The organism is Pseudomonas oplopanacis (assembly GCF_057128725.1).
Window position 1 is genome coordinate 484,881 of sequence record NZ_JBSKHV010000002.1, and the last position, 14,734, is coordinate 499,614.

Annotated in this window: 15 protein-coding genes; 8 read left to right on the top strand and 7 right to left on the bottom strand. The window is 58.9% G+C overall.

Features of this window, described 5'->3' with window-relative positions; genetic code table 11:
- Nucleotides 1–54: 54 nt before the first annotated feature.
- The 4 genes from ACWKV5_RS06615 to ACWKV5_RS06630 are packed head-to-tail and all read left to right on the top strand — an operon-like array spanning nt 55 to nt 3,763.
- Nucleotides 55–1,341, top strand: coding sequence for an MFS transporter (locus ACWKV5_RS06615; RefSeq protein WP_027925862.1), 1,287 nt, complete (start codon nt 55–57; stop codon nt 1,339–1,341).
- 45 nt (nt 1,342–1,386) lie between these two features.
- Nucleotides 1,387–2,139: a 5-oxoprolinase subunit PxpA gene (locus ACWKV5_RS06620; RefSeq protein WP_483840658.1), complete on the top strand. Its 753-nt coding sequence runs from the start codon at nt 1,387–1,389 to the stop codon at nt 2,137–2,139.
- Nucleotides 2,136–2,840, top strand: a complete 705-nt coding sequence (locus ACWKV5_RS06625; RefSeq protein ID WP_483840659.1) for a 5-oxoprolinase subunit B family protein — start codon at nt 2,136–2,138, stop codon at nt 2,838–2,840. The genes ACWKV5_RS06620 and ACWKV5_RS06625 overlap by 4 nt, the downstream gene beginning before the upstream one ends.
- Nucleotides 2,837–3,763, top strand: coding sequence for a 5-oxoprolinase subunit C family protein (locus tag ACWKV5_RS06630; RefSeq protein ID WP_483840660.1), 927 nt, complete (start codon nt 2,837–2,839; stop codon nt 3,761–3,763). Before ACWKV5_RS06625 ends, ACWKV5_RS06630 begins: the two co-directional genes overlap by 4 nt.
- Before the next feature lie 103 nt (nt 3,764–3,866).
- Here the strand turns inward: ACWKV5_RS06630 and ACWKV5_RS06635 are convergent, their stop codons facing one another.
- The 3 genes from ACWKV5_RS06635 to ACWKV5_RS06645 all read right to left on the bottom strand — a co-directional run bounded on the left by ACWKV5_RS06635 (nt 3,867) and on the right by ACWKV5_RS06645 (nt 7,267).
- On the bottom strand, nt 3,867–5,045 hold the full coding sequence (locus ACWKV5_RS06635) for a vWA domain-containing protein (RefSeq protein ID WP_027925858.1): 1,179 nt from the start codon (nt 5,043–5,045) through the stop codon (nt 3,867–3,869).
- Nucleotides 5,046–5,057: 12 nt separating this feature from the next.
- Nucleotides 5,058–5,903 (bottom strand): AAA family ATPase, encoded by an 846-nt coding sequence (locus ACWKV5_RS06640; protein WP_008035065.1) that lies wholly within the window; start codon nt 5,901–5,903, stop codon nt 5,058–5,060.
- Between the two features lie 257 nt (nt 5,904–6,160).
- A complete protein-coding gene (locus ACWKV5_RS06645; RefSeq protein WP_483840661.1) occupies nt 6,161–7,267 on the bottom strand; it encodes a DUF748 domain-containing protein in 1,107 nt (368 codons plus the stop codon).
- Nucleotides 7,268–7,364: 97 nt separating this feature from the next.
- Here ACWKV5_RS06645 and cysK point away from each other — a divergent pair, with 97 nt between their 5' ends.
- Both cysK and ACWKV5_RS06655 read left to right on the top strand, forming a co-directional pair.
- On the top strand, nt 7,365–8,339 hold the full coding sequence (gene cysK, locus ACWKV5_RS06650) for a cysteine synthase A (RefSeq protein ID WP_483840662.1): 975 nt from the start codon (nt 7,365–7,367) through the stop codon (nt 8,337–8,339).
- A 202-nt stretch (nt 8,340–8,541) separates the two neighbouring features.
- On the top strand, nt 8,542–9,480 hold the full coding sequence (locus ACWKV5_RS06655; RefSeq protein ID WP_483840663.1) for an aspartyl/asparaginyl beta-hydroxylase domain-containing protein: 939 nt from the start codon (nt 8,542–8,544) through the stop codon (nt 9,478–9,480).
- Nucleotides 9,481–9,737: 257 nt separating this feature from the next.
- Here ACWKV5_RS06655 and ACWKV5_RS06660 read toward each other — a convergent pair whose 3' ends face one another.
- Entirely contained in the window at nt 9,738–10,283 is a 546-nt protein-coding gene (locus ACWKV5_RS06660) for a hypothetical protein (protein ID WP_483840664.1), read from the bottom strand.
- 184 nt (nt 10,284–10,467) lie between these two features.
- Here ACWKV5_RS06660 and ACWKV5_RS06665 point away from each other — a divergent pair, with 184 nt between their 5' ends.
- Both ACWKV5_RS06665 and ACWKV5_RS06670 read left to right on the top strand, forming a co-directional pair.
- A complete protein-coding gene (locus ACWKV5_RS06665) occupies nt 10,468–10,632 on the top strand; it encodes a hypothetical protein (RefSeq protein WP_483840665.1) in 165 nt (54 codons plus the stop codon).
- A gap of 95 nt (nt 10,633–10,727) precedes the next feature.
- Nucleotides 10,728–11,591, top strand: a complete 864-nt coding sequence (locus ACWKV5_RS06670) for a DMT family transporter (protein ID WP_483840666.1) — start codon at nt 10,728–10,730, stop codon at nt 11,589–11,591.
- Between the two features lie 39 nt (nt 11,592–11,630).
- Here ACWKV5_RS06670 and ACWKV5_RS06675 read toward each other — a convergent pair whose 3' ends face one another.
- From ACWKV5_RS06675 to ACWKV5_RS06685, 3 genes are all read right to left on the bottom strand, one after another.
- A complete protein-coding gene (locus ACWKV5_RS06675) occupies nt 11,631–12,572 on the bottom strand; it encodes a LysR family transcriptional regulator (RefSeq protein WP_123433932.1) in 942 nt (313 codons plus the stop codon).
- A gap of 70 nt (nt 12,573–12,642) precedes the next feature.
- Nucleotides 12,643–14,172 (bottom strand): tripartite tricarboxylate transporter permease, encoded by a 1,530-nt coding sequence (locus ACWKV5_RS06680; protein WP_483840667.1) that lies wholly within the window; start codon nt 14,170–14,172, stop codon nt 12,643–12,645.
- The gene (locus ACWKV5_RS06685) at nt 14,169–14,702 is read right to left on the bottom strand and encodes a tripartite tricarboxylate transporter TctB family protein (RefSeq protein ID WP_483840668.1); all 534 of its coding nucleotides are present in this window, start codon (nt 14,700–14,702) and stop codon (nt 14,169–14,171) included. Before ACWKV5_RS06685 ends, ACWKV5_RS06680 begins: the two co-directional genes overlap by 4 nt.
- Nucleotides 14,703–14,734: the final 32 nt, after the last annotated feature.

Here is a 14,734-nt window from a genome sequence, read left to right on the forward strand (position 1 = left end):
AGGCGTCGTCGGGGCTCAGAACAATACCAATAAAAACTAGCGCGGAGATTTGCCATGAGTGCGCCCGACACGCTCGACATCCCCAAAACCACGGCTCGCCCGGGACCATTCGACTGGTACCGCAACATCAATCAGCAGGAACGCCGCACCTTCTGGAGCTGCAAGATCGGCTATGGCCTGGACGGCATGGACACCCAGATGCTCAGCTTCGTGGTGCCGACCCTGATTGCCATGTGGGGCATCACCACCGGCGAAGCCGGGCTGATTCACACCAGCACCCTGATCGCCTCGGCCATTGGCGGTTGGGTGGCCGGGATACTTTCGGACCGCATCGGTCGTGTGCGCACCCTGCAACTGACGGTGCTGTGGTTCGCCTTCTTCACCTTCCTCTGCGGCTTCGCGCAAAACTACGAGCAACTGCTGATCAGCCGCACCCTGATGGGCTTCGGTTTCGGCGGCGAATGGACCGCCGGCGCGGTGCTGATGGGCGAAGTGATTCGCGCCAAGGACCGTGGCAAAGCGGTGGGCATGGTGCAATCGGGCTGGGCGCTGGGGTGGGGGCTGACAGCGATTCTGTATGCGCTGCTGTTCTCGGTGTTGCCACCGGAAGACGCCTGGCGTGCGCTGTTCATTCTCGGCATCGTGCCGGCGATTTTTGTGATCTTCGTGCGTCGCCTGGTCAAGGACCCGGAAATCTATCGCGAGGCCAAGGCCAGGCAGGAACCGAGCAACCCGGCAAAGTTCTACGAGATTTTTGCCCCGGGCATCCTCTTCACCACGATTCGCGCTTCGGTGCTGACCACCGGTGCACTGGGCGGTTACTACGCGATTACTTCATGGTTGCCGACGTTTCTGAAGAACGAACGGGGCTTGAGCGTACTCGGCACCGGCGGTTATCTGGCGATGGTGATCGTCGGTTCCTACGTCGGTTACGTCATCAGCGCGTATCTGACTGACATTCTCGGCCGCAAGAAGAACTTCATCCTGTTCGCTGTGGGTTCGTTCACCATCGTGTTGCTCTACACCCAACTGCCGGTCAGTAATGGCGTGATGCTCTGGCTGGGTTTCCCGCTGGGCTTCTTCGCCTCGGGGATCTTCAGTGGCATGGGCGCGTTTTTGACTGAACTGTTCCCAACGCGGATTCGCGGCTCGGGCCAGGGTTTTTGCTACAACATTGGTCGGGCACTGGCGGCACTGTTTCCGCTGCTGATCGGGTTGCTCAGCCAGAAGGTGCCATTGAGCGTCGGTATCGGGGCGTTTGCGGCGGTGTCTTACGGCGTAGTGATCCTCGCCGCGCTGAGCCTGCCGGAAACCCGTGGCAAACAACTGGATGCGCAGTAATCTGCCTACATCTGACAAGAACAATGCCTACAGGAGTGTTCACCAATGAACCGCCTGCTATTGAACTGCGACATCGGCGAGAGTTTCGGCAACTGGACCATGGGTCTGGACGCCGAGGTCATGCCCTTCATTGATTGCGCCAACATTGCCTGCGGCTTTCACGCTGGCGATCCGAGCATCATGCGCAAGACCGTCAGCCTGGCGCTGAGCAACGGCGTGCAGATCGGCGCGCACCCGGCCTATCAGGATCTGGCCGGTTTTGGCCGGCGCTCCATGGCGTACACCGCCCAGGAACTCCAGGACATCCTGCATTACCAGATTGGCGCCCTCGACGGTGTTTGTCGGGCCCAGGGCGGACGTGTCAGCTACGTCAAACCCCACGGCGCGATGTACAACGACATGATGGCCAACCCGGCGCAATTGCGTGCGGTGCTGCAGGCGGTGGCGGCGTACGACCGCAGCTTGCCGCTTATGTTGATGGCCACCCGCGACAACAGTGCAGCGCAGCAATTGGGCGATGAATATGGCGTGACCTTGTGGTTTGAAGCCTTCGCCGACCGCGCCTACGACAGTGCGGGCATGCTGGTTTCACGGCAACTGCCGGGCGCTGTGCATCATGACCCCGAGAAAATCATCGAACAGGCGCTGACCATCGCCCGTGGCGACCACCTCACCGCCAGCGATGGTAGCGCGTTGCATTTGCAGGCCAATACTCTGTGCGTGCACGGCGACAACGCCAGCTCGGTCGCCGCCGTGCGACGGATCCGCGAAGCCCTTGATCTGCAGAGCGCGCCATGAAACTGCGGGTGGAAGTGGTGGCGCTGGATTGCCTGATGGTGCGTCTGTTCGATGAGATCAGCGAGGCCAACATGCCGTGGATGCTAGCGGCCAGCGAAAATCTGCGGGCGGCGTTCGGCGGGCATCTCATCGATCTGGTGCCGTCCTATACGACGTTGATGGTGCATTACGACTTGACTGCGCTGAACCCGGCGCAGGCGCGGGAATTGATCGCTCAGGCGTTGATCGATCTCTCGCCCAATACCCGCACCGGCGGTCAATGCCATGTGCTGCCGGTCTGGTATGACCTGAGTGTCGGCCCGGAGCTGAGCCTGTTGTCGCAGCGCAGCGGACTGGCCGTGGAGGAGGTGATCCGTCGTCACAGCGGACGCGAGTACCAGGTGTTTGCCTTGGGCTTCGCGCCGGGTTTCGCCTTCATGGGATTGGTCGAGGAAGTGCTCGCCGCGCCACGCCTGAATACCCCGCGCAAAAAAGTCGCGGCCGGCAGCGTCGGTATTGCCGAGCGCCAGACCGCCGCCTATCCGGTGGTATCCCCCGGCGGCTGGAACCTGATCGGTCGTACCCCGAGCAAACTGTTCGACCGGGAACGCGATGGCTACAGCCTGATGCAACCGGGCGACACGGTGCGCTTTGAAGCCGTTAGCCATGCTGAATTCATCCATCTGGGCGGTGACGACACGCCATTGGAGGCGCAGGCATGAGCCGCTTATCAATAGAGGCAAGTACACCGCTGTGCCTGCTGCAGGATGCCGGTCGTTTTGGCGTGCGGCATCTGGGCGTGACCCAGGGCGGCGGGCTGGATTGGCGTTCAATGTCCTGGGCTAACTGGCTGTTGGGCAATGACCTGAATGCGCCGGTGATTGAAATCACCCTCGGCGGGTTCACCGTGGTGGCCGAAGAGGATTGCGTGCTGGCGCTGGCCGGGGCGGATCTGGGAGCTCAAATCGACGGCCAGGCGCTGGCGCCATGGCGCAGTTTTCGGCTGCATAAAGGCCAGCGATTGCAATTCACCCAACCGCTGCTCGGGGCTAGGGCTTATCTCGCGGCGCCGGGCGGATTTGATGCGCCAAGCGTCCTGGGCAGCCGTTCGACGGTCGTGCGTGAGGAACTGGGCGGTCTGGATGGGCGGGGCCGGGCGTTGGCCAAAGGTGCGCAGTTGAGCTATGCCGGGAGTGCGCTGCTCCTGTTGCGGGAGTTACCGGCGGAAAATCGACCGGACTTCTCCGATGATTCGCCGCTGGATCTGGTGCTGGGCGCACAGATCGGCGAGTTCGGCGGGCAGAGTGCGTTCGACGCGTTCAACAGTGTGTGGACCCTCGACAGCCGCGCGGACCGAATGGGCATTCGCCTGCTGGGTACGGCGTTGCAGTACCAGGGAAAACCGATGATTTCCGAAGGCATCCCGCTCGGCGCGGTGCAGGTGCCGCCGGACGGACAGCCGATTGTGTTGCTCAATGATCGGCAGACCATTGGCGGCTATCCGCGACTGGGGGCGTTGACGCCGTTGGCGCTGGCGCGACTGGCGCAGTGCTTGCCGGGGGCGAAGGTGCGGTTGCGGCCGGTGGTGCAGGAGGTGGCGCATCGCGAGCAGGTCGAGTATCTACATCGATTCCTGAAAAGCTAAAAGCTTCGCGAGCGGGCTCGCTCCCACAATGGATCTATGTCGTACACAAGACCCCATGTGGGAGCGAGCCTGCTCGCGAAGAGGCCGGCACTGACAACAAAAATTACTTGGAAAGAAACCGCATCCCTTCCTCCAACCCCCGAAGGGTCAGTGGATACATCTGGTCATCGATCAAGTCCCGCACAATGTTGGTCGAAGACGTATAGCCCCACGTATCTTTCGGATACGGGTTAATCCAGATGAGTTTCTTGTACTTCTCCTTGAACCGCTGCATCCACACATATCCGGCTTCTTCGTTCCAGTGCTCGACGCTTCCGCCTGCCTGGGTGATTTCATAAGGGGCCATGGCGGCATCACCGATGAAAATCACTTTGTAGTCGGCGCCGTACTTGTGCAACAAGTCCTGGGTCGAAGTGCGCTCGGAGGTGCGACGCATGTTGTTCTTCCACACCGATTCATAAATGAAGTTGTGGAAGTAGAAGTACTCCAGGTGCTTGAACTCGGTTTTGCAGGCCGAGAACAATTCCTCGCAAATCTTCACATGCGCGTCCATCGAGCCGCCGATGTCGAACAGCAGCAACAGCTTGACGGTGTTTCGCCGCTCCGGCCGCATCTGGATGTTCAGCAGCCCGGCGTCTTTGGCGGTGTGGTCGATGGTGCCATCGATGTCCAGCTCTTCGGCTGCACCCTGACGCGCAAACTTGCGCAAGCGGCGCAGGGCCACCTTGATGTTGCGCGTACCCAGTTCCACCGAGTCGTCGAGGTTCTTGTACTCGCGCTGGTCCCAGACCTTGACCGCTTTGCCCTGACGCTTGCCGGCATCGCCGACCCGAATGCCTTCCGGGTTGAAGCCGCCAGAGCCGAAGGGACTGGTGCCGCCGGTGCCGATCCACTTGTTGCCACCGGCGTGGCGTTCTTTCTGTTCTTCGAGGCGTTTCTTGAACTCTTCGATCAGCTTGTCGAGGCCGCCAAGGGACTGGATCGCTGCGCGTTCTTCGTCAGTCAGGGAGCGTTCGAACTCCTTGCGCAACCAGTCTTCAGGAATCAGGGCCTGAAGGTGGTCGTCGAGTTTTTCCAGGCCATTGAAGTAAGCCCCGAACGCCCGGTCGAACTTGTCGAAATGTTTTTCGTCCTTCACCAGAATCGCCCGGGACAAGTAATAGAACTCGTCCATGTCGGCGAAGGTCACGCGCTGTTTCAGCGCGTTGATCAGGTCCAGCAGCTCGCGCACCGAGACTGGCACCTTGGCGGCGCGCATTTCATTGAACAGGTTGAGCAGCATGGCATCAGCCTCTTAGCGGGTGCCGCGACGGCTCATGAACGCCAGGCGCTCAAGCAATTGCACGTCCTGTTCGTTCTTCACCAGCGCACCGGCCAGCGGCGGGATGGCCTTGGTCGGATCGCGTTCGCGCAATACGGCTTCGCCGATGTTGTCGGCCATCAGCAACTTGAGCCAGTCCACCAGTTCAGAAGTCGATGGCTTTTTCTTCAGCCCCGGCACCTTGCGCACGTCGAAGAACACGTCCAGCGCTTCACTGACCAGGTCTTTCTTGATGTCCGGGTAATGCACATCGACGATTTTTTGCAGCGTGACGCGATCCGGGAAGGCGATGTAGTGGAAGAAGCAGCGACGCAGGAAAGCGTCCGGCAGCTCTTTCTCGTTGTTGGAGGTAATGATGATGATCGGGCGCTTCTTGGCCTTGATGGTCTCATCGATCTCGTAAACGTAGAACTCCATCTTGTCGAGTTCTTGCAGCAAATCGTTCGGGAACTCGATATCCGCCTTGTCGATCTCGTCGATCAGCAGAATCACCCGCTCTTCGGATTCGAAGGCTTCCCAGAGCTTGCCCTTTTTCAGGTAGTTGCGAACGTCGTGGACCTTTTCCGTGCCCAGTTGCGAGTCACGCAGGCGGCTGACCGCGTCGTACTCGTACAGGCCCTGATGCGCCTTGGTGGTGGACTTGATGTGCCAGGTGATCAGCTTGGCGCCGAAGGACTCGGCCAGTTGCTCGGCCAGCATGGTCTTGCCCGTGCCCGGCTCGCCCTTGACCAGCAGCGGACGCTCCAGGGTAATGGCGGCGTTGACCGCCAGCTTCAGGTCATCGGTGGCGACGTAGGCCTGGGTGCCTTCGAACTTCATCTGCTAATCCTCGAACGGTGACGCCGACCTGAACGGGGCAGGGCGGGACGCAATAATGGTGATGCCCGACTATACCGCGCTGCCCGGTCGACTGTGAACGCAGACGACTTATTCAGTCTCTGAATGGAGCGTCACATCTTGACTCGGTTTCGGAGCTGGCGAGTATTAGCCTGCCTGGGATGGGATTTCTTGCAGCAGCAATCGACATCTACACGGGCGGCAGAAGAAACCGGTCGCTACACCGTCACACGCAAACCCTAGCCCGCCTCAGGCTTCGGCCGCTCATACCGGGCGTTGAACGCCTGGATGAAACCATTGCGCAAAATCTGCAAAAACGCCTGAAACGCACTGATGTCCTTGCGATGCACATTGCCGCTCAGCTCCACTCGCGTTGCGAACTGATTTTTGCCCTGGTTTTTCAGCACGGTTTCGGAGCCGCCGACGATGGCTTCCCAGATGGAGCGGAAAATCCCTTTGTCCTTGTTTTCCACGTCTTGCTGCCAATTGAACACGTCAACGTCCTTCAACAGCGGCTTGATGTAGCCCGTCAATCGGGCTTTTTTCGCTTGAGCTTCGATGACCACGTCTCCATGACCGGCATTGAAGTCGAATTTTCCGTAGGCCGAGGCGAAGTCATTCATGCGTTTGAGTTCGATGTCCTTGGCACGCAGGCGGAATTCAAAGTCTTCAAAGTTGCTTAAAGGGTCGAATGTGGCAGTGGTTTCCAGTGGCGCATGCCCAAGCAGCAGGGCCTTGCCTTCGAAACGGGCGTCACGCTTGCCTTGTTTGTCGACCACATTGGTCAGGTTATAGATGCTGGCATTGACCTGCGTGGCGTTCATGTTCACCGGAGGTTTGGAATTGAAGTTGCGAAAGCTGAGTTTGCCGTCATAGATCCGCACTTCGTCCAGCGTGAAGGGGGCCAACTTACTCAGTTGCGAACGCCAGTCAGTGCCCTGACCGGTTTGCGAGTTTTGCTTGTTGGCGCCGCCGTCGACGAAGTTCACCTCTGGATTGAAGAATTGCACCCGCGCCACCACCGCATGGTCGTACCACAGCGAATGCCAGCTGACAGAGAGGTCGATCAGCGGTGCATTGACGAACGGCACCGGCACCTTGCCGTCAACCTTGACGATTTTCAGTCCGTTGATTTTGTAGGCGCCGCGCCACAGGGCCAGGTCCACATCGGTGACCTGGCCCCGGTAATCACCCATGTTCGCCAGTTTGTCGTTCAGGTAGTCGCGCACCATGTAGGGCAGGGCGATGTGCAGGGCTATCAGCAGCACAACGAGGCCGGCGAGGGTCCACAGGGGCCAGCTGTATCGACGCTTCATGGTGGCAATTCTCTGGCGATGTAAAGCCATTGACTGCGCCCGCTTCAGGACGTTCGGTCGAACTGGACGACCACCGGCAACAGGCATACCTTTGTGGGCTTATTCAATGCTGTACAAGGACCCAGCCATGAGCCGTATTTTCGCTGACAACGCCCACTCCATCGGTAATACACCGCTGGTGCAGATCAACCGCATCGCCCCGCGCGGCGTGACCATCCTGGCCAAGATCGAAGGGCGTAACCCTGGTTATTCGGTCAAGTGCCGGATCGGCGCGAACATGATCTGGGACGCCGAAAGCACCGGCAAACTCAAGCCTGGCATGACCATTGTCGAACCGACCTCGGGCAATACCGGGATCGGCCTGGCATTTGTCGCCGCTGCCCGTGGTTACAAGTTGATGCTGACCATGCCGGCGTCCATGAGTATCGAACGCCGCAAAGTGCTCAAGGCCCTGGGCGCCGAACTGGTGCTGACCGAGCCGGCGAAGGGCATGAAAGGCGCAATTGAAAAAGCCGGCGAAATTGTTGCCAGCGACCCGGCCAAGTACTTCATGCCGGCGCAGTTCGATAATCCGGCCAACCCGGCCATCCATGAAAAAACCACCGGTCCGGAAATCTGGAACGATACCGATGGCGCGGTCGATGTGCTGGTGGCAGGCGTCGGAACAGGTGGAACCATTACCGGTGTTTCGCGGTATATCAAGAATACCCAAGGCAAACCGATTATTTCGGTGGCCGTTGAGCCTGCGGGTTCTCCAGTGATTACCCAGGCCATCGCCGGTGAAGAAATCAAGCCGAGCCCGCACAAGATCCAGGGCATCGGTGCCGGTTTTGTGCCTAAGAACCTGGACCTGTCTATGGTTGATCGGGTCGAGCTGGTGACTGACGACGAGTCCAAGGCCATGGCCCTGCGCTTGATGCAGGAAGAAGGGATTTTGTGCGGTATCTCGTGTGGCGCTGCCATGGCTGTTGCTGTACGCCTGGCAGAAACCCCGGAAATGCAGGGCAAGACCATCGTGGTGATCCTGCCGGACTCCGGCGAGCGCTACCTGTCGAGCATGTTGTTCAGTGATTTGTTTACCGAACAGGAGAATCAGCAATAAGCGTAACTGATGAAGCGGCGGGGCTGATTTCAGGTCAGCCCTTGTTCAGGAACCTTATGTTAAGAAGTGCTTTGTTGCGTAATCCTTAATTCTGAATGTTGTATCAGGCGGGTTTTTCCCGAGGTCGGTAATGTTTATCATGGCCGACTGCCACGTCGGGTAAATGGCGTAGTGCGTGAGCCTGAATATCAAGGAGTCGTTGATGAGCTTTTCCTTTGCCGCGAAAGCGTCGGTGTTGTTGCTGTTTCTTGGCAGCACCCTCTATGTCCATTTGCGCGGCAAGGCGCGATTGCCGGTATTGCGGCAATTCGTCAATCACTCGGCGCTGTTCGCGCCCTACAACGCCCTGATGTACCTGTTCTCCGGTGTCCCGTCCAAACCCTATCTGGACCGCAGCAAGTTTCCGGAACTGGACGTGCTCAAGGACAACTGGGAAGTTATCCGCGACGAAGCGATGCACCTGTTCGACGAGGGCTATATCCGCGCTGCCGAGAAGAACAACGACGCCGGTTTCGGCTCGTTCTTCAAGAAAGGCTGGAAGCGTTTTTACCTCAAGTGGTACGACAAGGCACTGCCCTCGGCAGAAGCCCTGTGCCCGAAGACAGTGGAACTGGTCAACAGCATCCCCAACGTAAAGGGTGCAATGTTTGCGTTACTGCCAGGTGACAGCCACCTCAATCCGCACCGTGATCCGTTTGCCGGTTCATTGCGTTATCACCTGGGCCTGTCGACCCCCAACTCCGATGATTGCCGCATCTTCGTTGACGGCCAGGTCTACGCCTGGCGCGATGGCGAAGACGTAATGTTCGATGAGACCTATGTGCACTGGGTCAAGAACGAAACCGGGACAACCCGGGTGATTTTGTTCTGCGACATTGAGCGCCCACTGAGTAATCGCATCATGACCCACATCAACCGCTCGATCAGCGGTTGGCTCGGTCGTGCCACGGCCCCTCAAAACCTTGATGATGAACGTGTTGGCGGGATCAACCGGGCATATGCCTGGAGCAAGAACTCCAGCGATAAGGTCAGTGGGGTGGTTAAACAGTGGAAGCGTCGTCATCCCAAGGCCTACCGCGTACTGCGGCCGGTGTTGGCGGTGCTGGTGTTGACGTTATTGGGGTATTGGTTGTTTGGCTGATGCCAGGCAAGAAATGAAAAACCGCTCCTTGGAGCGGTTTTTTTATGAGGAAAATCTGAATGACGCACCCGCTAGAACCCCGGCAGGTTCTTCGGTTTCAGTTCCCGTAGCTATAATCTGTAGAAGTCGCCGCTCACTAGCTGTCAGCTCTATAGCAACGTTTTTATTATCTGCTGCGGGGGAGCGTTTCCTTGACGAGGACTTTTTAACAACCTTGCGCATATTTCCTCCTCTGTTGGTCATTAATTGAACAGATTTCACGATACTAGGCTCTCCAGCGTTTTGACAAGTCGGCCTTCATCATCGAAGAAAAAGCCGAGTTCTCGATAGATTGAAATGGCACCTTCCATGGGCTCCTGTACTTCAATGCATCTGCTACCAATGATTCGGGCGTACTGCTCAATGACCAATAAGGACAGTGACGCAATGCGCTTTTTTAATGGGTGGACCTCTCTGGGGCGACCCTCCAGTCGTACGATGCGGATACGACGCCGACTGTTGTTTGGATTTGCGAAGCACAGTCCACACAGCTCTTCATCAAACCAGATAGCAAGGTCCAGAGCCAAAGGCTCCCTCGCTTTCCACTCAATCACTTCATTCCATGCGAAATGTTGATCCGTCCATAGGTTCCAGGCATTTAGCGTCTGTGTGTTTATCGCTTCAAAACGTACCCTCGATAATTCGAGATTTGTGGGGTCGAATAGCTCCAGCGCCTTTTGGAGTTCAGCAATTTTCAAGCTTGCAAGTGATCGAGCCCTTGACCGATACAACTGATACTTCAGACACGTCCGTTCCCTTGGCATGTGATCTCTTGCATTCCCTGTCCCCCAACGCGGGCGATTCCCTTTCACTCAGAGTAAGCAGCACTTCTCCGGCTGTCGTTACTGGCCCTTTGTCCAAGTCATTGCAATCCATGTCTGTCGCTGGTTATAGTCGGCGCACGGTGATTTCCACCCCACCGTCAACCTCATCAAAAAAGATCAGCCCATGCCTGCATCCCTCATCAACGCGGTAGTCGATTCAGCGGTCAACGCTGGCGTCATGCCGTGCGGGAATCAGCAACCTGCGCAGATCAGCCATTACCCCCCACCTGTCCGTAGCACGCCGGTGTACGCAGTCGCAGCACCGCCGGGCGTTGGCATTTCGGGCTGATCAGCTTCTTTTTGCTGTTGCCCTTTGCCCGCCAGAAAAACTACTGAATTTCAGCTTCGGCTGAGTTGGCTTTTGCCTGACTACAGGTGGCATTCATGTTTGTCCTTTCGAAACAATCCGCGCTCGCGGCGGCGTCCACGAGCCTGTTCGTCCTGCTGTGGAGCAGCGGGGCGATCTTCTCCAAATGGGGCCTGGCGCACGCGTCGCCCTTTGCTTTTTTGCTGGTGCGCTTCGCCATCGCCTTGTGCGGCCTGGTGCTGCTGGTGCCGTTGCTCAAGCTGAAGTTGCCCAAGGGCGGCAAGCCGATGTTGTATGCGATGGCCACGGGCGTAGTGCTGCTGGGGGCTTACCAGATTTTCTATCTGCTGGCCCTGGACCTGAAAGTCACCCCGGGCGTGATGGCGACGATCATGGGCGTGCAACCGATCCTGACCGTGGTGCTGATGGAGCGTCAGCGCTCCCTCAGCCGGATGTTCGGTCTGGGGCTGGGTCTGGCTGGATTGATCATGGTGGTGTATCAGGGCATCGGCCTGGCTGGCATGTCGATGGCCGGCATGCTCTACGGATTGCTGGCGCTGGCGAGCATGACCTTCGGCTCGATCATGCAGAAACGCATCACCGACAATCCCCTCGGCACCTTGCCGGTGCAATACCTCGCCGGGTTGTTGCTGTGCGGGATCTTTGTGCCGTTCCAGCCGTTTCATTTTGAACACAGCACCGGGTTTATCGTGCCGGTGTTGTGGATGGGACTGGTGGTGTCGGTGCTGGCGACGTTGTTGCTGTATCGCTTGATCGCACGGGGCAATCTGGTGAACGTCACCAGTCTGTTTTACCTGGTGCCGGCGGTGACGGCGGTGATGGATTACCTGATTTTCGGCAACAAGCTGGCGGCGTTGAGCCTGCTGGGCATGCTGCTGATCATCGTTGGTCTGGTCTTTGTATTCCGTAAAAGCACGTAACCCGAAAAAGGCCCGGAGCACTCAACGCTCCGGGCCTTTTTATTTGGCCAGCGCGTGCTCGGCCCGCACCGAATTCATGAACGCCTGCATGGCCGACGATTGAATGCGATGACGCCGGGTGATCAGCCCATAAGGCGGCAGCCGTGCTTCGAACTTGATCGGCAAAATGGCCAGCAAATCCCGACCAGGATAGTCCTCCACCACCGACACCGGCGTGACACCGAGCATGTCGGTCTGCTGCACCAACGAGAGCAAAGTCATGATCGACGTGGTTTCGACAATGCTGCTGGGGATGTCGACCCGCGCGTTGTGAAACACCTGATTGATGATGGCGCGCATCGGGCTGGGATGCTGTTGTAGCACCCATGTCATGTGCTGCAGTTCCGCCCAGCTCAGCTGTTTCTCCTGCGCCAATGGATTTTTCGCCCCGGCGATCACGCACAAGGCTTCTTCACCGAGGCTGTCAAACAGCAACTCCTCGGCCCGCGCACCGGCCGGAATCCGCCCCAACACGATATCCAGTTGATCCTGCAACAGCGCTTGCACCAGCACATCGCTGGTGTCGACCTGGATGCTCATGGACAACCGGGGATGGCTCTGTTTCAAGGTCGCGATGGTGCGGGTCAACAGCCCCGAGGCCAGTGCCGGAATCGCACCGACCGCGACGCGGCCAAGGTTGCCGGACTCCAGCGCTACCAATTCCTCACGCATGCCGCTGAGTTCGGCGAACACCATGCGTGCGTAGTAAATGACGGTTTCCCCGAACGGGGTAGCGCGCATGCCCCGGGGCAGGCGCTCGAAGAGTTCGACGCCGAGCAAGTCCTCGGCTTCGTGGAGCATTTTGGTCGCGGCCGGTTGGGTCATGCCGATGTGGTCGGCGGCGCGGCGCAACGAGCCGAACTCCTGCAACGCCAGCATCAACCGCAGTTGGCGCAGGCGCAGTCGACTGTGGATCACATTGGCAGCAGGAATTCGGGTCATGGGCCGTGGCTCGCAAGGAAGTCTGTGGCAAGCCTGACAACAAATGTCAGGCGTTGCCAGCATTGCTGTGTCACAGCACCGATTTGGGTTTGGCGACGTGGGGTTTGCGCAGGCCCATCAGGCCGCCCAGCGCCTTGGAAATCAGCGGCCAGAACAGCATCAGCAGCGCCGCCGTGGTCAGGCTGCCCACCAACGGGTTGGACCAGAAGATCCCCAGATGACCGTCGGAAAACAGCATCGACTGACGGAATGCATCTTCGGCTTTGTCGCCCAACACCGCCGCCAGCACCAGCGGTGCAATCGGATAACCGAGTTTCTTGAACAGATAACCCAGCGCGCCGAAGCCCAGCATCAGCACCACGTCGAAGAACGAGTTGTGTACCGAGTAAGCGCCGATGGCGCAGACCATGATGATGATCGGCGCAATGATCGAGAACGGAATCCGCAGGATCGAGGCAAACAGCGGCACGGTGGCCAACACCACGATCAGGCTGACCACGTTGCCCAGGTACATGCTGGCGATCAGGCCCCAGACAAAATCATGCTGCTCGACGAACAGCGTCGGCCCCGGGTGCAGGCCCCAGATCATCAAGCCGCCGAGCATCACCGCCGCCGTGGCCGAACCGGGAATGCCCAGGGTCAGCATCGGCAGCAGGGCGCTGGTGCCGGCGGCGTGGTCGGCGGTTTCCGGGGCGATTACGCCTTCGAGTTCACCTTTGCCGAAGTTCTCGCGGTTCTTCGAGAATCGCCGCGCCAGGCTGTAGCTCATGAACGACGCGGCAGTCGGGCCGCCAGGGGTGATACCCATCCAGCAACCAACCAGCGTGCTGCGCACAATCGTCCACCAGTAGCGCGGCAACTTGGCCCAGGTGCGCAGGATGATCATCGGCGTGATGCGCGCATGCTCGCCACGAAACACCAGGCCTTCCTCGACGGTGCAGAGAATTTCACCAATACCGAACAGACCGATCACCGCCACTTCGAAACTGATGCCGGTCATCAAGATCGGTTGGTCGAAGGTCAGGCGCAGGTTGCCGGACACCGTGTCCATGCCGACCGCCGCCATGGCAAACCCGATCATCATCGCCACCACGGTTTTCAGCGGCGGGTTCTTGCTCATGCCGATGAACGTACAGAACGCCAACAGGTACACCGCGAAGAACTCCGGCGAGCTGAACGACATGGCGAACGCGGCGATTTTTGTCGACAGAAACGTCAGCAACAACACCCCGGCCAGCGCGCCAATCAGCGCTGAACTGAATGCGGCGGTCAGGGCTTCGGCGGCGCGGCCTTCACGGGCCATCGGGTAACCGTCGAACGTCGTCGCCACCGATGAAGGCTCGCCGGGAATGTTGAACAGAATCGAGGTGATCGAGCCGCCGAACAGCGCGCCCCAATACATGCACGACAGCAGAATGATCGCCGACACCGGCGACATGGTGAACGTCAGCGGCAGCAGCAACGCCACGCCATTAGGGGCACCGAGGCCAGGCAACACACCGACCAGAATGCCCAGCAGCACGCCGATCACCATCAGGCCGATGTGGCCTGGGGTCAGGATCAGGTTCATGCCTTGCAGCAGGGAATCGAACTCGCTCATTTGAAATTTCTCCCGGCCAGGGCAATCCAGTCGCCCATCGGGCCGGCATCCAGCGGGACCTTGAACCACAGCGCGAAAATCAGATAGCTGGCGAGCACCGCGCCCAGCGACACCGTGCCGATCATCAGCTTGCCATAGGGTTTGACGCGGACCTTGTCACGCCACATGAACCAGGCGATGAAACAGGCTGAGGCCACGTAAATACCGGTGAACGGCATGGCGCCGACAAACAGCGCAATCGGGATGAACACCGACAACACTTGCTTGAACGCGCTGCGGCTGACGAACGAAACGCTCAGGGCTTGCCAGCGCACCACGGTCAACACACCGTTGCCGGCACTGGCGGCGCTCAGCAGCAGACCGATGTAGAAGGGAAAGTAACCCGGCTCAGGGCCGGAATCGCCCCAGCCGATACCTTGTTCGACGCTGCCGAACATCACCACCGCGCCGATCAGCGCGGTGAAGAGTGTCAGGCCGAGTTCGACCCAGCGGGTGCCGACCAGCGCCGGTGAATCCGAAGATTGGGACATGAAACACCTCCAGCAGGGGACGGCCGCACGCG